Source organism: Emticicia sp. 17c, assembly GCF_037153985.1.
Lineage (GTDB): Bacteria > Bacteroidota > Bacteroidia > Cytophagales > Spirosomataceae > Emticicia.
The window spans coordinates 67,938-89,242 of sequence record NZ_JBBAYI010000007.1 but is presented as its reverse complement, the minus strand read 5'-3'; the positions used below and the strand labels follow the sequence as shown (position 1 = coordinate 89,242).

The 21,305-nt window shown below is 39.3% G+C and carries 20 protein-coding genes; 11 read left to right on the top strand and 9 right to left on the bottom strand.

Annotated elements, in window-relative coordinates:
• The first annotated feature begins 46 nt into the window (after positions 1-46).
• The 4 genes from WAA15_RS14470 (at position 47) to WAA15_RS14455 (ending at position 3,824) form a co-directional block, all read left to right on the top strand.
• Complete coding sequence (locus WAA15_RS14470) at positions 47-640, top strand: TetR/AcrR family transcriptional regulator (protein WP_337043500.1); 594 nt, start codon at positions 47-49, stop codon at positions 638-640.
• Between the two features lie 105 nt (positions 641-745).
• Entirely contained in the window at positions 746-961 is a 216-nt protein-coding gene (locus WAA15_RS14465) for a hypothetical protein (protein ID WP_337043499.1), read from the top strand.
• Between the two features lie 9 nt (positions 962-970).
• Positions 971-2,218 (top strand): MFS transporter, encoded by a 1,248-nt coding sequence (locus tag WAA15_RS14460; protein WP_337043498.1) that lies wholly within the window; start codon positions 971-973, stop codon positions 2,216-2,218.
• Positions 2,219-2,501: 283 nt separating this feature from the next.
• Positions 2,502-3,824, top strand: a complete 1,323-nt coding sequence (locus tag WAA15_RS14455; RefSeq protein WP_337043497.1) for a spinster family MFS transporter — start codon at positions 2,502-2,504, stop codon at positions 3,822-3,824.
• On the opposite strand, the gene WAA15_RS14450 is transcribed toward WAA15_RS14455, so the two are convergent.
• The 3 genes from WAA15_RS14450 to WAA15_RS14440 all read right to left on the bottom strand — a co-directional run bounded on the left by WAA15_RS14450 (position 3,821) and on the right by WAA15_RS14440 (position 7,301).
• Complete coding sequence (locus WAA15_RS14450; RefSeq protein WP_337043496.1) at positions 3,821-4,795, bottom strand: glycosyltransferase; 975 nt, start codon at positions 4,793-4,795, stop codon at positions 3,821-3,823. The two genes, WAA15_RS14455 and WAA15_RS14450, sit on opposite strands and share 4 nt — an antisense overlap.
• A 129-nt stretch (positions 4,796-4,924) precedes the next feature.
• Complete coding sequence (locus WAA15_RS14445; RefSeq protein WP_337043495.1) at positions 4,925-5,527, bottom strand: T9SS type A sorting domain-containing protein; 603 nt, start codon at positions 5,525-5,527, stop codon at positions 4,925-4,927.
• 178 nt (positions 5,528-5,705) lie between these two features.
• A complete protein-coding gene (locus WAA15_RS14440; protein ID WP_337043494.1) occupies positions 5,706-7,301 on the bottom strand; it encodes an OstA-like protein in 1,596 nt (531 codons plus the stop codon).
• Positions 7,302-7,407: 106 nt separating this feature from the next.
• Between WAA15_RS14440 and tilS the strand changes: the two genes are divergently transcribed.
• Positions 7,408-8,748 carry a tRNA lysidine(34) synthetase TilS gene (gene tilS, locus WAA15_RS14435; protein WP_337043493.1) on the top strand — a complete coding sequence of 447 codons (1,341 nt, stop codon included), beginning with the start codon at positions 7,408-7,410 and terminating at the stop codon, positions 8,746-8,748.
• Positions 8,749-8,912: 164 nt separating this feature from the next.
• A complete protein-coding gene (locus WAA15_RS14430; RefSeq protein WP_337043492.1) occupies positions 8,913-11,228 on the top strand; it encodes an OmpA family protein in 2,316 nt (771 codons plus the stop codon).
• A gap of 148 nt (positions 11,229-11,376) precedes the next feature.
• Here the strand turns inward: WAA15_RS14430 and WAA15_RS14425 are convergent, their stop codons facing one another.
• A complete protein-coding gene (locus WAA15_RS14425; RefSeq protein WP_337043491.1) occupies positions 11,377-12,909 on the bottom strand; it encodes an ArnT family glycosyltransferase in 1,533 nt (510 codons plus the stop codon).
• 245 nt (positions 12,910-13,154) lie between these two features.
• Here WAA15_RS14425 and WAA15_RS14420 point away from each other — a divergent pair, with 245 nt between their 5' ends.
• The 4 genes from WAA15_RS14420 (at position 13,155) to WAA15_RS14405 (ending at position 15,751) form a co-directional block, all read left to right on the top strand.
• Positions 13,155-13,685 (top strand): carboxymuconolactone decarboxylase family protein, encoded by a 531-nt coding sequence (locus WAA15_RS14420; RefSeq protein ID WP_337043490.1) that lies wholly within the window; start codon positions 13,155-13,157, stop codon positions 13,683-13,685.
• Between the two features lie 63 nt (positions 13,686-13,748).
• Complete coding sequence (locus tag WAA15_RS14415; protein ID WP_337043489.1) at positions 13,749-14,249, top strand: nuclear transport factor 2 family protein; 501 nt, start codon at positions 13,749-13,751, stop codon at positions 14,247-14,249.
• 4 nt (positions 14,250-14,253) lie between these two features.
• A complete protein-coding gene (locus tag WAA15_RS14410) occupies positions 14,254-14,877 on the top strand; it encodes a pyridoxamine 5'-phosphate oxidase family protein (RefSeq protein WP_337043488.1) in 624 nt (207 codons plus the stop codon).
• The gene (locus tag WAA15_RS14405; protein WP_337043487.1) at positions 14,870-15,751 is read left to right on the top strand and encodes a helix-turn-helix domain-containing protein; all 882 of its coding nucleotides are present in this window, start codon (positions 14,870-14,872) and stop codon (positions 15,749-15,751) included. Before WAA15_RS14410 ends, WAA15_RS14405 begins: the two co-directional genes overlap by 8 nt.
• Positions 15,752-15,832: 81 nt before the next feature.
• On the opposite strand, the gene WAA15_RS14400 is transcribed toward WAA15_RS14405, so the two are convergent.
• From WAA15_RS14400 to WAA15_RS14385, 4 genes are all read right to left on the bottom strand, one after another.
• Positions 15,833-16,903, bottom strand: a complete 1,071-nt coding sequence (locus tag WAA15_RS14400; RefSeq protein ID WP_337043486.1) for a M42 family metallopeptidase — start codon at positions 16,901-16,903, stop codon at positions 15,833-15,835.
• A gap of 234 nt (positions 16,904-17,137) precedes the next feature.
• The gene (locus WAA15_RS14395; protein WP_337043485.1) at positions 17,138-18,286 is read right to left on the bottom strand and encodes a hypothetical protein; all 1,149 of its coding nucleotides are present in this window, start codon (positions 18,284-18,286) and stop codon (positions 17,138-17,140) included.
• Positions 18,287-18,312: 26 nt separating this feature from the next.
• The gene (locus tag WAA15_RS14390) at positions 18,313-18,891 is read right to left on the bottom strand and encodes a hypothetical protein (protein WP_337043484.1); all 579 of its coding nucleotides are present in this window, start codon (positions 18,889-18,891) and stop codon (positions 18,313-18,315) included.
• Positions 18,881-19,426, bottom strand: coding sequence for an RNA polymerase sigma factor (locus WAA15_RS14385; protein WP_337043483.1), 546 nt, complete (start codon positions 19,424-19,426; stop codon positions 18,881-18,883). The genes WAA15_RS14390 and WAA15_RS14385 overlap by 11 nt, the downstream gene beginning before the upstream one ends.
• 228 nt (positions 19,427-19,654) lie before the next feature.
• On the opposite strand from WAA15_RS14385, the gene WAA15_RS14380 reads away from it, so the two are divergent.
• Positions 19,655-19,981, top strand: coding sequence for a HesB/IscA family protein (locus WAA15_RS14380; protein ID WP_337043482.1), 327 nt, complete (start codon positions 19,655-19,657; stop codon positions 19,979-19,981).
• 59 nt (positions 19,982-20,040) lie between these two features.
• On the opposite strand, the gene WAA15_RS14375 is transcribed toward WAA15_RS14380, so the two are convergent.
• Positions 20,041-21,276, bottom strand: coding sequence for a M16 family metallopeptidase (locus WAA15_RS14375; protein ID WP_337043481.1), 1,236 nt, complete (start codon positions 21,274-21,276; stop codon positions 20,041-20,043).
• Positions 21,277-21,305: the final 29 nt, after the last annotated feature.

Sequence of the window (21,305 nt, the reverse complement as noted above, 5' to 3'; positions counted from 1 at the left end):
ATTTTTTAACATAAATGAACGAACATTCATTTATGTTTGTATCAAGATGAGAAACAGAGACGAAAATAAAGAACTACTCGTAAAACAAAAGGCCATTGAAATGATTGTAAAAGAAGGTCTTGATGGTTTCAGTATGCAAAAACTGGCCAGAGTAGCTAAAGTTTCGCCTGCTACTTTGTACATCTATTATAAAGACAAAGAAGATTTACTGATTCGGCTAGGCATTGAGGAAACACAAAGCATGATTAATACCCTGCTGAGGAATTTTGACGATACCATGTCTTTTGAAGAAGGAATGCGTATTCAGTGGCGCAACAGAACCGACTTCTGGATAGAAAATCCTACAAGTGCGTTGTTTCTTGAAAAACTACGGCTTTCTAATTATCGAAGTCGGATTTTTGAAGCACTTGACAGAGAATTTATAAACGCAATGGGCAATTTTGTACATAATGCCATTCTGAACAAAGAGCTTGTGCCTGTTACAAAAGAGGTGTTTTGGTCTGTTGCTTATGCTCCTCTGTACAACCTGATTCGTTTTCATACCGAAGGTATCAGTCTGGCAGGAACAGCTTTCAGGTTTTCGGAAGAAGCTATGTGGGAAACCTTTGACTTAGTAATGCGTGCCTTGCGCCCATCCTGAATTGAGTACAACAAATATTTGTTTCGGTTATTTATCTGCTACCTGTATGTTAATTAGTCAAGAATTAATATTGACTAGCGGTAATTATTGAAAAGCTATTATACTATGCAAATCCTCATCCTAAAAACCAATATCAGAAGTCTGGAAATGAAAGAGTCTATTGCTTCTGTACTTAACCAGATTCCTCAACTTAAACGGTGGTCGGTCGACTATCAGGATTGTGACGGCGTATTACGAGCTGAAACGGAGACTATGTTTCAGGAAAACCTTATTGAATTAATAAAAAAGCAAGGTTTTGAATGTGAAGAATTAAACGATTAAAATACATATATGGAAAAAACATCTTTTACAACTTATCAGAAACTTGTAATTGGTTTATTAGCTATTACCCAGTTTACTGTTGTTCTGGATTTTATGGTGATGTCTCCGTTGGGTGATATCCTCATGAAATCGTTGGATATTACTACCAAGCAGTTTGGTTTCGCGGTATCCAGTTATGCTTTTAGTGCCGGAATCTCGGGGCTTCTGGCAGCAGGTTTTGCCGATAAATATGACCGTAAAAAATTATTACTATTTTTTTATGTAGGGTTTATTTTAGGCACCTTGTTTTGTGGACTAGCCCCTGACTACCATACTTTAGTAGCCGCGCGTATTATTACAGGCTTGTTCGGTGGTGTTATCGGCTCTATCAGTATGGCCATTATTACTGATATCTTTAGCATTGAGCAACGAGGTCGGGTAATGGGTGTCGTACAAATGGGCTTTGCTGCAAGTCAGGTATTGGGTATTCCGATAGGCCTGTATCTGGCTAATATATGGGGCTGGCACGCGCCTTTCTTGATGATTGTAGCTTTGAGCATAGGTATCACATTGGGAATCATCAACGTGCTAAAACCAGTTACCCGACATCTGGGCTTAAAAACCGAGCACAATGTATTTAAACATTTTGCTCATGTATTAGGCACCACCAACTATCAGATAGCTTTTTTGGGTACTGCGTTGTTATCGGTGGGTGGGTTTCTGATGATGCCATTTGGTAGTGCTTTTGCCATCAATAATTTACACCTTACTCAGGAACAACTACCGGTAGTTTTTATGGTAACGGGTATATCATCATTGGTAATTATGCCTATTGTAGGCCGATTAAGCGATAAATTCGATAAATTTAAAGTGTTTTTTGTAGGGTCTATATGGGCGGTAATCATGACAATTGTGTATACACACCTCACACCTGTGCCTTTGTGGGTAGTATTAATCCTGAATATATTATTGTTTGCCGGTATTATGTCCAGAATGATTCCTTCTACGTCACTTATGACTGCTATTCCTAAAATGCAGGACAGAGGTGCTTTTATGAGTATTAACTCATCTTTACAACAAATTGCAGGGGGCATAGCCTCTATTTGTGCAGGATTTATCATTGTTCAGAAAGACAAATACAGCCCTTTAGAAAATTATCCTACTTTGGGCTATATTTCAGCCGTTATTATTGTGCTATGTATATGGCTGGTTTATCGGGTAAGTGTCATTGTTAAACACAAGATAGGTCCTAAAGAATCGGTTTCTGAAACGGCTTAAGGTCTGTGCCAATATTCTCATGTCAGCATATACAAACGGGGCCTTTATAGGCCCTGTTTGCAATTATTGCCTCTTGTATTATTCCATATTTTATTTGACCTCTCTCCTTTCTTCGTTAATCCATTTTGGTTTTCTGATAGGGTTAAGCACTTGTTTATCAACATAAAAAAGTAAAATTAATTATTAAAATAATACCAAGTGTCAGAAAAAAAAGATTAACTTACTGGCTAATCTGTTACCTTACACCTAAGCCCGATTCCATCTTAAAGATGGGTAGCATCCTATGAAAGCACAAGCCTCTCTCCGGTATGCGTGGTACGTACTTGGCGTACTGCTACTTGCATATATTTCTTCCTTTATTGACCGCCAGATTCTGACGCTGCTTGTAAAGTCTATTAAAGAATCGTTTGGCATTTCAGACACACAGATGGGCTTGTTAATGGGGCTGAGTTTTGCTTTATTTTATACATTACTGGGAATACCCATCGGAATAATGGCTGACCGAATGAGCCGGAAAAAGATTATTGGCTGGGGTATTGCTATCTGGAGCCTCATGACGGCTTTATGTGGTCTGGCTGGGAGTTTCTCGATGTTGTTTTTGGCGCGTGTAGGCGTTGGCATTGGCGAAGCTACCTTGTCGCCCGCTGCGTATTCCATGATTTCAGACTACTTTCCGAAACGGAAACTTGGCACGGCCATGAGTATCTATAACATGGGGGTGTATCTGGGGTCGGGGCTTTCGATTCTGATAGGAGCAGCCATTAGGGCTATGGTTGGGCAGGAAAACATTCATATTCCTTTTGTGGGAGAGATTTTCTCATGGCAGGTTATTTTCTTTTATATTGGTTTACCCGGCCTACTGATTGTTTTGCTCTTACAGACTATTAAAGAACCCAAACGCAAAGAGATAGATAGTGACGACGAAGCACTTAAAAAAGCCAGTTTCTTTGAAATAAGCCAATATTTTAAAGCCAACAAAAAAACTTTTCTTTGCCTGAACTTTGGTATTGCGTTTATGTCGTTTGCTTCTTATGCCAGTACTTACTGGGTTCCTACCTTCTTTAACCGCTTGCATGGTTGGTCAGACACGAAAGCGGGCGTAACATTGGGCCTATTAATTACGATTTTTGCTACCTTAGGCGTAGTATCAGGCGGCCGATATGCCGATTATCTTTCAAAGAAAGGCATTACAAATGCTAAAGTACTAGCAGGTTGTGGCGGAATGGTTATAGCTACTTTCTGCACGGTTGGTGTTTTGTTTTCAAATACTACCCTAACCATAATATTTATCGGACTATTCTGCTTTTTTGCTTCTTTCCCTTATGGCTCGGCTACGGCCGCCATTCAGGAGATTGTACCCAATAACATGAGGGCTACGTTTTCAGCGTTTTTTCTTTTCATTGTGAACATTATCGGGCTGGGTTTAGGGCCACTTTGTGTTGGGTTCCTGAACGATATGGTTTTTAATGACCCTAATAAAATTCACTATTCTATATTTATAGCAGAGTTATTGGGCTGCGCGATGTCGGCCACTTTATTGTTTCTGGGGCTTAAGCCATTTAAAAGCAGTGTTAGTTACCTAAAACAATATCTTACAAGAAACTAAGCCTTGAGTTTTTCTTGCATAAACCCTATACCATAGGCAAAGAGCTGTATAAAACAGGCAACAATGCTTAAAAAGCCAACTTTAAGGCTCTTGTTTTTGAGGCTTGCATCTATGAAAATCATAAGTATGTATAAGCCAAGTAACCCTGTTGATAGTAAAAAAGTATAATAAAAAAACGGAGCAACCAAACTGAGGAGATACTGGACAGGGATTGAAAAACAACCTAATGTGAAAAGCATTGGAAAAAAATGTACCAGTTTTAGTTCAGAAGGAAACATTCGGGCGAGGTTAATACGGCCTCTGCCAAAGAAATGTAATTGCTTAAAAAACTGTCCGAAATCGGTACGTCTTTTATGGTAAATAAAGGCTTCTTCAATGAGGCCAACTTTAAAACCTTTCTCAAGGATACGGATACTGAATTCGATGTCTTCGGCCATGCGGGTCATGGTATAGCCTTTTGTAGCTTCCCATACTTCGCGTGAGATACCAAAATTAAAACTCCGTGGATGGAATTGCCCGCCCGCATTTTTTTTCTTCCCCCGTATTCCTCCGGTTGTAAATACTGAGGTCATGGCATAGTTAATGGCCTTCTGAATGTCTGTAAAACTATGATGTGCTGCATCTGGCCCACCGTAGGCATCGAGCCAATGAGTTTTTAGGGCCTTGTCGACCACAGCAAAGTATTTTTCAGGAATGATAGCGTCAGAATCCAACTGAACAAAGTAATCGCCTGTTGCCCGTTCAAAGCCATAATTGCGCGAAAAACCTTGTCCAGAATTAGGCTTGTAAAAATATTTCAGGTCAAGTTCTCTTTCAAAGCTACGGCACACCTCTTCACATTTCAGGGTTGAGCCATCTTCAATTATGATTACTTCAAAGTTTTTATATGTCTGTCTGGTCAGGCTTTCTAACAGTTCTCTGACTTCATCAGGACGATTATAAACCGGAGTAATGACTGAATATTTGCGCATTAGTTGGTATGACTGTGTTTTGAGAGGTATTGACAAGATTTTTGTGCAAAAAAGGCACATTCTGTTTGTTTTTCCAAAAAAATAGGGAAGCGAGTATTCGCTTCCCTAAAAATATATATCTGAATTGAATTAGTTATGGCGTACCAGAAGTTTTTTAGTAACTACCTTTTTGCCATCTACAACTAACTGATAAAGGTAAACGCCAGAATCCCAGTTGGTGGTAGAGACTTTCAGTTTACGTTCACTTTTATCTAATTCATAAGTAGCTACTTCATTTCCGAGCAGATTATAAAACGACATACTGGCGTCGTTTACGTTTCCGGTAATTACGTAATCAATGGTTGCGAAATCGTTAGCCGGATTGGGATAAATATTCGATACTGTAAGTTTTTCGTTTGAAAAGAGTTTATCGCTATTTTCGGTCGATGCTACATTTTTATCAAACGTAGCAGGAACTGTTTCTGTATTTGTTGTTTTAACAGTTGCTGGTTTCGATGAACCATTTAGGAGGGCATTTCTAAAGTATTGATTAACCACAGTCGGTTTATCGAGCTTAACTTCTTTTGGCATTGGTTTGCCATTATAGCTAAACTTCTGAATTGTGGCTTTGGATGCAGGTTTCTTACCAATATCAAGCCGTGATTTCCCTTTCTCAACCTGAGCAAGGGCCACGTTTGATAGAAGCACTATTCCAATCAACACTAATATATATTTTTGTAAACTTTTTACCATATTTTAAACTGACTTATAAAGTGTGTTATGTGAAATGTAGGGATTATACAAATATAAAAAGCCAAATATGAAAAATCAAATTAATTTTTATATAAAGACGCTTTTTCTTATCAAAAGGTTGCAATAAGTTTTAAATTTTATCGTTAGACCAAATTTTGAATAAAAAAGAGCCTTGTTATTATTGTTTTATAGCAAAATTCACACCAAGAATATCTTCTTTCGTAGGTTTTTCTTTCTCACGCCAGTTAAACCCATCCAGTTGATTTATACTGGTAGTCAGTTCTTTAGGTGGCACTAGTTTAGAGTCGGGGTTACCTATAAATGTGATTCGTTTCACCTGATTTTCTTTAAACCTCAGATTCATTTTACTACATTCGACATGATTTACACCAATTAGTTTATTTTTATCATCCAAAGCATAGTAAATACTTTCTCCGTTGCCTTCAACAATTACTTGCTCAATGCGTGTTTCGTTATTAAAAAGGGCCGTAATTTTTCTTCCTTTTACCTGATTATAGTTCTGCGAGGTATCTTTGGCTATTACAAATCCCTGATTTATCATGAACATTCTGTTCACTTTACCGTTTTTCATATATACGTGAATAGTATCTGCTTCGGATTGGTTCTTGGGGCTCCATAAGATAGGTTTTGAGAAAAAGTGAATGACTGAGTCTTTTAAGTCATACAGAAGCGAATCGCTTTTACTCTGCATATCTACCCTGAAAATCTTGACATTCCCCTGCGCAATCAGTTTTTCCATCTTTCTTTCTTTCTTTGCAGTATCAGTTTTGGCAACGGCTTTGGTGTCTCTCATTTCGTAGGCATAAAGCGTGTCGGCTCTCAAATACAATGTATCTTTCTCTGAGCCATTCCTCATAATGGCGTTACCCATCATTTTGGTGAAACCGGTTTTACCGTCACGTATGGCTTTGTTACCTGTAAGTACTACTTTGTCTTTTTTTGAGACTATCTCAACATTGCCAGTGGCAACACCTGACTCGGTTTTCTGGTCAAACACTAGGGTGTCACCCGTGAGGGTATATTGTTCATTGACAACCTTTGAACGCCCCTTAAAATTCGACTGTTGGGTTTCGGTGTTATAGGTACTTCCGCTACTTGCAATAATATCACCATCTTTACTTTTGATAAGTGTTGGTGCTTTAAACAAAGCCATTCTTGTACGGGCATTATATTGCAGGCTGTCGGTCGTAATGGTGTATTTAGGATTCCGAATCTCGACGTTTTCTTTATAGTTGAAAATCTTTGAGCGTGTGTTATAAAATCCTTTTTCGCTTTTCAGGGTACTCGAATCTTGTACTATTTCTCCTCTAACGGGATAATACACCCGATTTTTTGCAATATCATATTCTATGATTCTGGTAGTTAAAGTAACTTTGCTATCGGTCAGTACTACTTTTTTGCCTAGTACTCTTGCAAATCTGGTATTCCCATCATAGTAGAGGGTATCGCCAGTAACTGTGAGGGTATCGCCCTGTACAATTTTGATTTTTCCGAAAGCCTCCAATGTGTTGGTAAGTTCGTATTGAGTGGCTGTCTGGCAATACAGAATAGCTCCTTTATGCTGAAATGAAACATTGCCGATGAACTGACGTGTCACTATCGGTTCCTGATTAGTACCTACGAGGCTATCTGCCCCAAGCAGATTTATGCGGGTTTTGGGTGGTGCTGGTGCAGGCGGATTAAGGGGTTTCTGGGCATAGGCACCTATTGAACATAGTACTCCGATGAGTAGTACTATGAAGGCTTTACCCATATTTATATGAGGCAATAGTTTGGCGAATTTTATATTTTTTAGGCTAATACTCAACATCTTCTGCGCAATATTCTAATTTTGTTTGCAAAAGTACGTAATTGCACTCATGCTTCAGCCCTTCTTAACATATATTAACGAACAAAATCTTTTTAAACCTACCGATAAACTCCTGTTGGCCGTTAGTGGAGGGAAAGATTCTGTGGTATTATTTGATTTGTTTCGCGAAGCAAGGTTTAATTTCATGGTTTTGCATTGCAATTTTCAGTTAAGGGGTGAAGATTCAAATCAGGATGCAATATTTGTAGCACAGCTATGTGCACGCCACGGAATACCATTCCGTGATACCACCTTCGAGACACAAGACTTTGCCCAGACCCACAAAATATCTATTGAAATGGCTGCACGCCAGCAAAGGTATGAATGGTTTGAAGAAGTGAGGCAAGAAACAGGTTATGATTATATAGCCACAGCCCACCATCTGAACGACAGCATCGAAACCATATTGCTAAATCTGAGTAAAGGTACAGGCATTTCAGGCATGAGAGGCATACTAGCAAAGAAAGGTAATATAGTAAGACCGCTGTTATTTGCCTCAAGAACCGACATAGACGCATACGCAGCCGAGAAAGACTTAAGCTGGCGCGAAGATTACACCAACGCTCTGAACGATTATCAGCGGAACCTTTTAAGAAACGAGGTAATACCTTTGCTGAAAAAAATCAATCCGAATCTGGAACATACCTTTGCCCGCAATATTGAGCGATTACAAGCCATTGAAGCCGACTTTCAGAAAAACCTTAGTTATTTTAAAAAGGCAGTCATGAAAGAAGAACAAAAGAATTTCTATTTAAAAATAGAAACAATCCAGTATTGGCAGTCGGCCTCCTATTTGCTGGAAGAAACCCTGAAAAACTTCGGTTTCAATTATTTTCAGACAAAAGAAATTTACCAGTCCCTAAATAAAATATCAGGCAAAACCTTTCATTCGGCCACACATACACTTATCAAAGACCGTGTTTTTCTGATTATTACGCCTAAAGAAGAGCAAAGTTTTGAAGAAGTACCGATTGAAAAAGGTCTCGAAACACTGCAATACCACGGCCTGACCTTGCACCTAACCACAGCCACCTTGCAAGAATGGGAAACATACCTGAAAAGCGATAAAAACCAAAATATACTTTGGGTCGACGCTGCTCGACTAAAATTCCCGCTTATAGTGCGCCCGTGGCGTGAAGGCGACTGGTTTATACCCTTCGGAATGAAAGGTAAAAAGAAAATCAGCGATTTTCTGGTCGATAAAAAAGTACCTATGCACCTAAAAAAAACTACCTTTTTGCTATGCTCTGGCAATGACGTTATCTGGATTATCGGTCAAAGGACAGACGATAGATTCAAGATTACCCACCAAACAACACAAGTAATGAAAATTGAGGTGCTTAATACCTAATACGCTTACAGGCATATAGGAAATACCCACCATCTTGTTTAGTACAGGCTTATTTCAAGTCAAATCATTTCTCCCCCGCAATAGCCTTTTGGCACGGCTTTTGACAGCCTTCAAATGTAACCCGATATTTACTAAATTAACCCATTTAAATAGAAGTCAAGTCCATGATAAAAACCAGAATTGGACTACTGGCATTTGCTTTCCTGATAGTCCAACACGTTTTTGCTCAGAGTAGTAAGTTAAAAACAGCTAACCGAAACTTTGAGAACATAAGCTATATAGAAGCTATTCGTAATTATGAAGACTTTTTGCGCACGGCTAAAAAAGGCACTCCAGAAGTAAAAGAAGCACTAACCAAACTGGCTTATAGTTACCGGAAAGTGCAGGACTCCCGCAATGCCGAACTCACTTATGCCGAGCTGATTAATAACTATAAAGAAGTAGAGAGCGAAATCTACCTGTATTATGCACAGGCGTTAGCCAACAATGGCAAATACAAAGAATCGCAGAAGATGTACAGCCGTTATGGACAAGAACAAACAGCTGATATGCGCGGGCGCAAATTTACCGTAGCCTATATGGATAACAGCCGTTTTTTTGAAGATTCGGCCACCTATAAAATAGACTATCTGTATGCGCTTAACTCCCGTCAGTCTGATTTCAGCCCGATGTTTTATAAAAACGCACTGTTATTTGTGTCGGCACGAGAAGAAGGTGGCATTATCAAGCGCGTATTTATGCAGAACCAGACTCCCTTTCTTGATTTATTTGTCTTTCCTGACACTGCACAGTTACGAAAAGACAACCAGCTAATGAAAAAATCAGGCGCAGGGGCTTTATCAACTTCGGGCAATTCAATTACAAACCTTGATAAAGCAGAGGAAGAAGAAAAAGACGAAAAACCCTTAACCAAAGTAGAGCAGTTCAGCCGGACACTCAATTCAAAATACCATGAGGGGCCAGCCACGTTTTTCAAAGATTACAAGAAAATTATCTTTACCAGTAACAACCGTAGCAAAGGCAAAAACCGTGTAGGCTCAGACGGAATCACGAAACTGAAACTATACATGGCTACCGAAACCAACCGAGGTTGGGGAAATATTGTTGACCTGCCATTTAATAGTAACGAATACTCATGCGGGCATCCGGCATTATCGCCTGATAATACCAAGTTATACTTCGTATCAGATATGCCTGGCGGATTTGGCGGAACAGATATTTATGTGTCTGAATACAGCAATGGCGAGTGGAGTTCGCCAGTTAATCTGGGGCGTGAAATTAATACCGAAGGCAATGAGATGTTTCCGTTTATTGATGAAAACGGCAATATGTATTTTGCCTCTGACGGACATGAAGGCTTAGGAGGGCTTGATATTTTCTTTGTTGAATTACGAGAAGGCATACCCATGAGCGATATAAAGAACCTCGGTGCGCCTATTAATTCATCAAAAGATGATTTTGGCCTTATTACCGATGCCAGCCGTAGCCGTGGTTATTTCAGTTCTAACCGGAAAAGAGGCTATAACGACGACAACCTCTATTCGTTTGTACATGGTTGCCGGCAGTTAAACCTGATGGTGTATGATGCAGATACTAAAAAGCCCCTTGAAAACGTAGATGTAAGAGTATTAAAAAATGGCTTAAACAAAGAATTAATAGTAACAGGCCCTGACGGCAGAATTAACGTATGCCTTGAAGCAGGAACAGATTTTGAGTTTAAGGCCATGAAAGAAGGCTACGAAGCCAATAGTATTACCTATGGTACATTTGCGACCTCTTTGAAAAACAAGACCGCCATAACGATGTATCTCGAAAAATCGAAAACACCTATTATTAAAGGTACCATTATGGCAGAGGTAAACCAGACACCTATACAGGGGGCAACAGTTACACTGCAAAACGAAAAAGACGGCAGTGTACAAACTGTAATTACAGGTGTTGACGGCCGTTATGAGTTCCAGCCTAAAAAGGGTGGCGACTACACAGTAACCGCCATTAAAGACCGCTATGCCGTTAACACTGAAAACATAGGCGAAGTAAAAACAGGTAGAAAGGGAACAACCAAAACACTTGAACAAAATCTGGGAATGGTAGGTGAAGGCGATATTTTCAAGTTGGAAAATATTTATTATAACTATGGGCAGTTCTTTATCAGGCCAGATGCCGCCAAAGAAATTGACACGAAACTGGTTCCGCTACTAAGGAAGTATCCTGAGATGCGCATCGAAATAAGGTCACATACAGATAGCCGTTCGAGCGATTCTTTCAATATGAAACTATCCGAAAACAGAGCCAGAGCAGTAGTTGATTATCTGGTGAGTCGTGGCATAAAAATTGATAGAATTGAAGCAAAAGGATATGGTGAGAGCGAATTATTAAATAATTGTGACAACAGTATGGCCTGTACCGAAGCTCAGCATCAGGCAAACCGTCGCACAGAGTTCAAAATTTTATCAGTATCGGTTAGTATGAACAAATAAGGCCGATACTTCCATTTGCAATCAAAGAGTAGTTTTTTTCATAATTTAGGGTTAGGGTTTATTATTCAAAAGCATTGCCAGATTGTGCAATGCTTTTTTATTATTACCGGCATAAAACCAATAAATAGGGATTTTGCTAAACTAACCACTAAAAAGGACTCTCCAGCCCTGCAACTCGTTCTTTCCAGAACTGGCTGAAACTAGCTTTTGGTTTCTGACACAGATACACCATTGTACCATGTTCACGAGCAAGAGGGTCGCTAATTGTCCCAATCAAGCGAATGTCAGTAAATAATTTGTTTATATCTTCGCCTAATTCGTCGTTAATATAAATAAAGGTATCTGTTGTTGCAGGTATCTCTCTGGGTGCCCAATAATAATAGTTATCAGAAAAACTTACGGGTTCGGGCAAGCCATACTTTTTACCTAAAATATTAACGGCTGATGCCTGCCCATAGTTTTCACAATAAATTAAGACATTATTTTTATCAGGCACTTGCTTGTAGGCCGCGTCGGTTATTTTGGCTAGCTCCTCCCAACCTATCATATCGGCATAATCCTGTGGCAACGAATGAATTTTACCATCTTCATGCCTTAGCATACCATCCATGCCATATTTTTCTGTAAACTTTCTGAAATGAGCCACTAAGTTTTTAGGGGAGTCAATGGGCAACCCTATCGGAATCAAAAAAACAGATAAACCTACCAAAACTCCAGCTAAAGCTAATCTGTAATACCATTGTTTCAGAAAACTCTCCCACCAGACTGCTCCGGCAGCCGTCAACAAAGGAAACAAGCCCGCCGTATAGTAGCCTTTTCCCTTAGCCACTAAAAGAATGCCAATCACTAATAGGGCTGTCACTCCCAAAAGACGATACGCACGTAGTTTCTGAAAGAAAAGTAATGCCGCCAGACCCGCACAGGTAAGCAACAAAAAGATACCCGGCATTAGTAGTTGCTCTTTCAGAAAATTGACTCGACTTAAATATACTAACTGATATTTATTAAGTGCATTAAAATGCCTGATACTCGAAAACCCATGATTTAACTGCCAGATAATATTAGGCAACGCAATAACAAAGCAAATCAGAAGGGCATACCAGAAGTATTTCTGTGTAAGCACTTTTCGTTCTGAGCTCAATAAAAAGGCTACAATCAAGGCCCCTAACTGCAACACTACCAGATGCTTGTTAAGTATGGCAAGACCACTTGCTAAACCCAAGAAAAGCAAATAACTGTGCCGACGGGTATTGAGGTAGCGGATTGTCAGATAAAAAATGAGTGTCCAGAAGAAAATATCAAAACCTACGGGTTGATACAGGTAAAAAGGGCGAATAAATATCGGAGCAACGAAAATACCCAACGCTGCTAAGACCTGTGCAAACCAGCCCCCTCCTAATGCTTTGCTGGTACTGGCCGTTAACCACACCATTACCCCTCCTAGTATAGCAGGTAGAATTTTTATAGCAAAAATAGAAAAGCCAATAGTTTTCGTAAGTAAAAATGCCAATATACCAACCATAGGCGGCACAGAAGCATATCCGCTAGCGGGGTGCGTACCTAAAGAAAAATACAAAAGCTCGTCGCGGTGGGGTTCGAGCATATCATAAAAATATAAATGAAACGCTATTTTCAACAGGGCGAGTGAGAGTATCAGCCATTTAAGGTGCTTTGCTTGCATAGTAGGTAGTTTGAATCTTGGTAAGGTAAAACCGATGAGTGAATTTAATATTAAATCATAACAAATACCAAGTCAGTGGCTTTAAAATTATTCGTTTCTGGCAGGTATAGTATTCATTTTATAACGGTTTTACCTTCGCTGGGAAAATCGTCCATTCCATTGCGTAAATCATCCATTTTAAGGCATCGGGGGCTACTATACCTTTGCATCATCAAAAAACACTAACAATTTAAATACAAACACAAATGAGAACTTTCGCAGTACCAACCAGATCAGAAGTAGCCCCAGTTAATCAGGAAATATTCGATAACCTTCAGAAATCGTTGGGTTTCGTACCTAACTTATATGCTACAATTGCCTATTCAAGCAATGGACTAGCAAAATTTCTTGCCTATCAGAACGCCAAAACATCGTTAAACAACAGAGAAAAAGAAGCGGTCAATCTGGTAGTAAGCCAAACCAACGCTTGTTTATACTGTTTGAGCGCACACACCGCCATTGGTAAAATGAATGGTTTTACCGATGAACAAATATTGGATTTAAGAAGAGGCAAAAGCGAAAATCCGAAATTGAATGCACTGGTACAACTGGCTGCTGACATTACAATAAACAAAGGTAGAGCCTCAGAAGAACTGGTAAATGCCTTTTATGAACAAGGCTACACCAACGAAAATCTGGTTGACCTGATTTTGCTTATATCTGACAAAACGGCTATGAACTATGTGCATAATCTTACTCAGGTACCCGTCGATTTTCCGGTTGCACCTGCTTTATAATAACATATAACCAACAGGCTAACAGATGTTCTCTTGCTAGCCTGTTACAAAACAACTACTAACATGGAAACCGAAAAAAGATACCCGCTGCCTCCTTTTACGTTAGAAACAGCCATACAAAAAGTTCAATTGGCAGAAGATGCCTGGAACAGCAAAAACCCCGAAAAGGTATCGTTGGCTTATACCATTGATACCGAATGGCGCAACCGGACACAGTTTATCAACGGACGCGATGAAGTAAAGGCGTTTCTTACAGAAAAATGGACAAAAGAACTTGATTACAAACTCAAGAAAGAGCTTTGGGGCTTTCGTGAAAACCGTATGGCTGTAAGGTTTGAATATGAATGGCACGACCACACAGGGCAATGGTACAGAAGCTATGGAAATGAGTTGTGGGAATTTGACGAAAACGGCCTGATGGCAAAACGTTTTGCCAGTATAAATGATTTACCGATTCAGGAAACAGACAGGAAGTTAAGTGCAGAAGAGCCTGTTGTGATACCAGACGAATGTGGAGATACTCTTTGGGAGGCAGTTCTGGCACAAGAAAAACATAAATTATAATGTAATGAATTACTTCGGGAAAATTGCTTTTGGCAAAGCAGCCAAAGCCCTACAAGAAAAAGCAGGAAGCAGAACAGCTTATGCAAGAATAGAAAAGGAGACCAGAAGAACTGGCCTAACTGACTATGAAGCCTCGTTTATTGCACGGCGTGATAGCTTTTACATGGCTAGCATAACCGAGAGTGGTTTCCCTTATATACAGCATCGAGGTGGCCCAAAAGGTTTTCTGAAAGTACTTGATGCCACCCACTTAGGGTTTATTGATTTTAAAGGCAACAAACAATATGTTTCGGTCGGGAATTTTGAGACTAATAACAACGTTTCCTTATTTTTGATGGATTATCCCAATAAAATCAGATTAAAAATTTTTGCCAAAGCAGAGGTTATAACCATTGAAGATAATGCTGAATTATATCATGAGTTAGCCTTGAACAATTCGGCGGCAAAAGCTGAGCAAATGATAGTGTTTCGGGTTGAGGCTTTTGACTGGAATTGCCCGCAACATATTACACCCCGATATACCATTGAAGAAATAGAAACTATAACACAACCACAAAAGGCTTATATTGCACAATTAGAAACCGAAATAGCAGAACTTAAAGCAAAGATACAGAAACAAAATGCTTAATCAGGATACTTTTACACTTGTTGACCCTACAAATGGCAATCTGGCTTTTAAACTTTTTTCCTTTACCGGAAATAATTGTTTTGACCACCTACAAAGGCACAACTATTTTTCTATTATCTGGATAAAGAAGGGAGCAGGCAAGGCAAAAGTTGATTTTTCGGAATATGATTTTGATAAAGATACTATTTTTTGTTTTACTCCTTACCAACCTTTTATGATACAGGAAACATCAGAGATTGAAGGAGTAGTATTAAATTTTCATCCTGATTTTTTCTGTATTTTCAGGCATCAACAAGAAGTAGCTTGTAATGGCATTTTGTTTAATAATATTTATAATCCGCCTTATGTAAAAGTTGACGAAATAGCCAAACAGACTTTTGAATTGATTCTGACCCAGATGAGACTCGAGCTACAAACGGTTGCACTGGCACAGTACGAACAGTTAGTGTCTTACCTGAAAATATTCCTGATAACGGCTTCAAGATTAAAAGTGTCTCAACAACCACAAGCTACACAAGATTTCGCCGACAAAAAAGAACCTTTTATATTACAGAATCTGAAAGATTATATTGAGCTACATTTTAAAACCAAACACTCGGCCAGCGATTACGCCGATATGCTCAATATAACCCCTAAAGCATTGGCTAAAATAACCAAAACACATTTCAATAAAACCCTGACCGATTTAATTTCAGAACGTATCATTATCGAAGCCAAACGCGATTTATATTTAACTAATAAATCGGTTAAAGAAATTGCACATGACTTGGGTTATGATGACGAATACTATTTCAGCCGATTTTTCAAGAACAATGCAGATGTGTCGCCGCAGATATACCGCGAAACCGTTGGCTTCGCCAGAGCAGTTGCCTAGCTTAATTTATTAAATAGCTTTTTCAAATCAGAAAGCCACTCCTTTCGTCAAGAAGTGGCTTTCTGGCAGATATACCTCATCTTATTTTATATACCTGAAATCCTGACCAGCTTCCAGTTTAAGCAGGATTTCGTAATATAAATCAATACAAGCCTGAATATCATCTTTGTGGCACATTTCTACCGTAGTGTGCATATACTTTTGCGGTAAAGAAATTAACGCCGAAGCTACGCCTTCTGCCGAGTAAGCAAAGGAATCGGTATCAGTACCTGTTGAACGGCTTGCGGCCGCTCTCTGGAACGGAATTGATTTTTCGGTAGCTACATCAATCATAAAATTGAGCAGGTTGTTTTGTACAGCAGGGCCATAAGTCAAAACAGGACCTCTGCCACAAGCTAAGTCACCGTCTAGCTTTTTGTTATACATCGGCGACTGCGTATCATGTATCACATCGCAACAGATAGCCACATCAGGTTTTAGCCTTCTTGAAATCATTTCTGCGCCACGAAGCCCGATTTCTTCCTGCACCGAGTTTACCACATATAACGTGTAAGGCAACTGTATGTTGTTTTCTTTCAGTTTACGAGCTACTTCGGCAATAATATAGCCGCCAATGCGGTTATCAAGGGCTCGCCCTACATAGAATTTATTGTTTAGCTCCATCAGGGTATCTTCAAAAGTAATTACACACCCTACATGGATTCCCATTTCTTCCACTTCAGCTTTTTTTGCTGCGCCTACATCAATAAAGATATTTTTCAGGGTTGGTCTTTCTTCGGTAGCAGCTTCACGCACATGAATTGCAGGCCAGCCAAAAACCCCTTTTACAATTCCTTTACGGGTATGAATATTAACTCTTTTAGAAGGGGCTATCTGGTGGTCAGAGCCACCGTTACGGCGCACATATATATAGCCATCTTCTGTAATATAATTCACAAACCACGAAATCTCGTCGGAGTGCCCTTCAATTACTACTTTATATGGCTGCCCCGGGTTAATTACACCAACGGCTGTACCATACACGTCAATTATTTGTGTATCGATGTATGGCTTCATATAATCGAGCCATATTTGTTGTCCTGATGCTTCAAAACCAGTAGGAGAAGCATTGTTTAAATACTTGTAAAGAAATTCAATATTCGGTTCTGCCATAATTTTCTTACCCTTTGGTGAAAAATTTTGTACAAAGGTATAGAATATTGATGAATCATTGACCTGAAAAATTACTTTAACGAGTAAAATAACTCATTCTGACCTCACTGGTTATTGGCAAATACTAAAGTTGAGCACTTGAAGGTTTGTTGAAACAATTAAGTTCAATAACTGTTTTTTTTTAGAGGCTACATAGTGTGTATGTAGCCAACTGTATTTGGCAACTATAAACCGTTAAAACCCTACTGCTATACGTAACCCAACAGGCGACTGCTTGCTGAAAAGATTAACTTCTGGCTGGAGTTTAAGCCACGGTGTAAGCTGATACCAAGCAAACAATTTAAGCGATTTTTCGGTATAACCGGCAAATACCCCTGCCTTTAATTCTACGTCTGAACCTTTTATACCTTTTTTTCTGAGAAAAGTCATTCCGACAAATGGCATATATCTGGTGCTGAATTTATAGGTATTATCGAGGCCATAAGTATGTGGGAAATATGCTTGCACGCCTATGGCAAAGCCTTTTTTCAAGTAATTATCAGACATTAAGCTCACTGCAACCGTTGCCGACGGCACAAACTTATCCTGATACGTACCAACGCCAATATCGCCATTAATCATGAGGTAGTCTAATAGCGGGCCACCCACTACTTCAGATTTGATTTTCTGATTCACCACATCGTTATCTACCTTAACCATTTTCCATGCGGCTGCACTTTTACGTTCATTTCTAGCCCTTTCTACGGCCTCAATAATGGTTTGATTAATGTTTACTTCCAGTATATCTCTGATACCTTCCAAGCTGTTGAGTGTAAACGTAAACTGCTGGTGCGGGTAAGTCTTGAAAATCCGGTTATGTGACTTTATCAGTTCTGAGGTAGCTTTATCCTGATAATTGACAAGTATAAGGGTATCTTGCAAGAGTTGCACCGATTGCACCTCTTTATCCTGTGCAATTCGGAGAACTTCTTTTTGAGGATAATACACGATGTCAATGAGGGGCATTCCGTTAACATATTTGTTTTTGCCGAAGTAAGTAATTTTTTTGGCGGCATCTTTCCTAAAACTCTCTTTTACTAGCTGGTAGTCGGCCCAAAAATTTCTTAGTAGCGAATCGGCATTAATTTTTAAGTCAAAGTCATTGCCATAGAAATCTATCAGCAAGCGATTCTTATTGCCAAAATCAACAGTAATTTTATTGGTATTTTTTATTACCTCTTCATGGTTAAATACATCAGACCGTTTTCCGAATTTATTAAGTAAAATAGGTGGCCTAATACCCTCTAGCACATTCATGGTATCGTACTTGGCTTTGGTCTGGCACACGCCTCCCCCTGCAATGCCCGTCAGGAGCATCGACAAAATAATGATTGTTCGTAGCATAATTGTGTTTTTAAAAAATATGTGAGCTAATTCTGGTTCCTTGCTGCAAACCTGATTTTAAATTTAGGCTGCGGCACGGGTGTCTTTTCTGTGTTTGAAATTTCGTTGGCATGAATTGTCCTGAACTGAGGTTTTGTTTCGGCAACTACAATGGGCTTGAACAAGATAGTATCTGTTTTAATAGTAGGCACTGTTAGCGGTAATGTATTAACCCTGAAACTCAATTGTTCAACAGGTATTAGTAAATTTTTATCTGAACCAATGGTCGTTTTTTTCTTTAGCTTGTAAGGCTGTAGTTTTATTTTTTCAGGCTTTACTACTACCTCAGCCACTACCTCTTTTTTGGTTGGCATAACAGGCTTTACAGTACTCATTACAGGAATTTCAGAGCTTTCTTTAGCAGCTAGTATTATCCAGAGTACGAGGCCACCTAAACACGCGGCTATGGCAGCCCATTGCCACCAGTTTTTTGGCTGGGGTTTCTCAAGTTTTTTCTGTAACTCTCCCCAGAAAAGCTGTTCATCAAACAATGTATTTTCGGGCAGAGAATCATCCAGATTACCTGTCTTATTACGAAAAAAGTTATCTAATTTATCATGTTCCATAACTATATCCTAGTTTCGTCAGTTCGGTTTGTAAAAGCAATCGGGCTTTGTACAATTGAGTTTTTGAGGTGTTTTCACTGATTCGCAATTGAGCAGCTATTTCTTTATGACTAAACCCCTCAATGGCATAGAGGTTAAAAACTGTTCGATAACCATCTGGTAATTTCAGAATTAGCTGGTATATTTCTTCTTCCTCAAAATGCTCATAGGCAGAGAAATCATTTATTAGCTCTTCGTCTGTTATTTCTTCCATAAGTGCCCAGTTCATTTTTCTTTGCCGGATAAACATCAGGCATTCGTTTACCATCAGTTTTTTTAAATATGGTTCAATCGTATTTTCTCCTCGATACTCAAGTTTCCCGACTGAGTTAAAAAATTTCAGAAAACCATTCATCAGTAATTCCTGTGCATCGGCCTCAACTTTTATATACCGCACACAAAGCCTGAACATTCGTTTCACGAAACGGTCATAAACGCGCTTTTGTACAAACGGATTCTGTTTTTGAAGCTCCTGAATGAGTTGAAGTTCCTGCATTTAAGACCAATGTTTTTGCTTTCAATAGTATATATGCCAAATGTAGACAGGAAGTTGCCTGAGAAGGTATTTTTTTTGAAATAAATAAGTAAACATCACAGACAACTGCCTACATTTATGTATTATTGGGGGAGGAATGATATAATTCTGCCATATAAAGAAACTTTTCGTTGAACAAAGTCGTTTTCATATCAGCATTAAATAATTATAATCAACCGTTCGAAGGTCATGGTAACAGTAACAGAAGTAGCAAAAAATAAAATTATTGAATTAAGAGAAAAAGATGGCTTAACAGGTAGCCACGGTGTAAGGGTTGCTGTTGAAGGTGGTGGATGTTCGGGCCTGATGTATGACTTGAAATTTGATTTTGAAGCTCGCCCTAACGACCACATATTTGAAGACAACGGAATTAAGGTATTTGTTGACAAAAAGAGCCTTTTGTATCTGATTGGAACCGAATTGGATTTCTCGGATGGCCTGAATGGAAAAGGTTTCCAGTTTAAAAATCCTAATGCTACACGTACTTGTGGTTGTGGAGAAAGTTTTGCCGTTTAATTTTCTTTTACTTTATATATTTATGCCACGCGCTTATAGCAAACGCGTGGCATTCTTTTTTAATTAGCCCGATAATACATGGTGGAGCTATTTTCTTTTCGCAAAATATGTTTAGCCATTACCTGCAACGACTCAGGCGTTACGGCTGCTATTTTTTCGGCATCCTGATTACACCACTCAGCATTGCCAGCATTGGCAGCAAATGCCAGATTCATGGCTCTATTTAGCAGTTCAACCTCCGCAAATGCAATTGTAGACTCGCTCTGGTTTTTCACTTTTTGCAACTCACTTTCCTCAACTTTCGTGTTCATGAGTTCCTCTACAATTTGCTCAATGGCAGCATCGGCGGTTTCCAATGCAACTCCTTCATTCAGATTTCCCTGAATCATCAGTAAACCAGGGTCTAACGATGCCGTAATATAAGCCGTAATATTATTGAATAACTGTGTTTCTTTTACCAGCTTTGTATAAAGCCTCGACGACTTACTTCTGCCTAATAAATCGCTCAGGAGGTCGGCATTATAAAAGTCAGGGTCGAAACGTCCGGGCATGTGGTATGCCTTATAAATAGCGTTTAAAGGCACCTTTGCCGAAGTTTCAAGAAATCTGGCCTGTGTTTGTAGTGGCTCCTGCGGTAAATTTCTGATATATTTTTCGCCTGCCGGAATAGGCTCAAACCATTTTGTGCATAGGTCTTGCACCTGTTGCAGGGTTACGTCTCCGGCTACTACCAAAATAGCATTATTGGGCAAATAATATTTGAAGAAGAATGCCCGCACGTCGTCCATGGTTGCTTCTTCAATATGCTTAATTTCTTTTCCGATAGTTGCCCAGCGATAAGGGTGTTTTTGGTAAATTAAAGGGCGCAGTTTTAACCATACATCGCCATAGGGCTGATTCAGGTAACGTTGCTTAAATTCTTCAATTACTACTTTTCGTTGTACTTCAAGCACTTTGGAGTCGAACGAAAGGCTCATCATCCGGTCTGACTCCAACCAGAAAGCAGTTTCGATGTTTTTTGATGGTAGCGTAATATAATAGTTAGTAATATCGGGCGAAGTAAAGGCGTTGTTCTCTCCTCCTACTTTTTGCAGGGGTTCGTCATAAACCGGAATATGCTTTGAGCCACCAAACATCAGGTGTTCAAAAAGATGTGCAAAGCCTGTTTTATTTTCGTCTTCATCGCGAGAGCCTACATTATATAAGATATTAACAGCCGCCATAGGCGTTGTGTGGTCTTCGTGTACATACACCTCTAGGCCATTCTGCAATGTAAAATGCTGGTAACTAATCATTAGGTTGTGATTTTGTTTTTGATAAAACA

Coding starts and splice junctions, on each gene's coding strand:
- WAA15_RS14445 (WP_337043495.1), bottom strand. CDS start 5,527: ATGGTAAAAAGTTTACAAAAATATATATTAGTGTTGATTGGAATAGTG.
- WAA15_RS14410 (WP_337043488.1), top strand. CDS start 14,254: ATGAATTACTTCGGGAAAATTGCTTTTGGCAAAGCAGCCAAAGCCCTA.
- WAA15_RS14415 (WP_337043489.1), top strand. CDS start 13,749: ATGGAAACCGAAAAAAGATACCCGCTGCCTCCTTTTACGTTAGAAACA.
- tilS (WP_337043493.1), top strand. CDS start 7,408: ATGCTTCAGCCCTTCTTAACATATATTAACGAACAAAATCTTTTTAAA.
- WAA15_RS14465 (WP_337043499.1), top strand. CDS start 746: ATGCAAATCCTCATCCTAAAAACCAATATCAGAAGTCTGGAAATGAAA.
- WAA15_RS14420 (WP_337043490.1), top strand. CDS start 13,155: ATGAGAACTTTCGCAGTACCAACCAGATCAGAAGTAGCCCCAGTTAAT.
- WAA15_RS14425 (WP_337043491.1), bottom strand. CDS start 12,909: ATGCAAGCAAAGCACCTTAAATGGCTGATACTCTCACTCGCCCTGTTG.
- WAA15_RS14400 (WP_337043486.1), bottom strand. CDS start 16,903: ATGGCAGAACCGAATATTGAATTTCTTTACAAGTATTTAAACAATGCT.
- WAA15_RS14440 (WP_337043494.1), bottom strand. CDS start 7,301: ATGGGTAAAGCCTTCATAGTACTACTCATCGGAGTACTATGTTCAATA.
- WAA15_RS14390 (WP_337043484.1), bottom strand. CDS start 18,891: ATGGAACATGATAAATTAGATAACTTTTTTCGTAATAAGACAGGTAAT.
- WAA15_RS14430 (WP_337043492.1), top strand. CDS start 8,913: ATGATAAAAACCAGAATTGGACTACTGGCATTTGCTTTCCTGATAGTC.
- WAA15_RS14450 (WP_337043496.1), bottom strand. CDS start 4,795: ATGCGCAAATATTCAGTCATTACTCCGGTTTATAATCGTCCTGATGAA.
- WAA15_RS14460 (WP_337043498.1), top strand. CDS start 971: ATGGAAAAAACATCTTTTACAACTTATCAGAAACTTGTAATTGGTTTA.
- WAA15_RS14405 (WP_337043487.1), top strand. CDS start 14,870: ATGCTTAATCAGGATACTTTTACACTTGTTGACCCTACAAATGGCAAT.
- WAA15_RS14375 (WP_337043481.1), bottom strand. CDS start 21,276: ATGATTAGTTACCAGCATTTTACATTGCAGAATGGCCTAGAGGTGTAT.
- WAA15_RS14385 (WP_337043483.1), bottom strand. CDS start 19,426: ATGCAGGAACTTCAACTCATTCAGGAGCTTCAAAAACAGAATCCGTTT.
- WAA15_RS14380 (WP_337043482.1), top strand. CDS start 19,655: ATGGTAACAGTAACAGAAGTAGCAAAAAATAAAATTATTGAATTAAGA.
- WAA15_RS14470 (WP_337043500.1), top strand. CDS start 47: ATGAGAAACAGAGACGAAAATAAAGAACTACTCGTAAAACAAAAGGCC.
- WAA15_RS14455 (WP_337043497.1), top strand. CDS start 2,502: ATGAAAGCACAAGCCTCTCTCCGGTATGCGTGGTACGTACTTGGCGTA.
- WAA15_RS14395 (WP_337043485.1), bottom strand. CDS start 18,286: ATGCTACGAACAATCATTATTTTGTCGATGCTCCTGACGGGCATTGCA.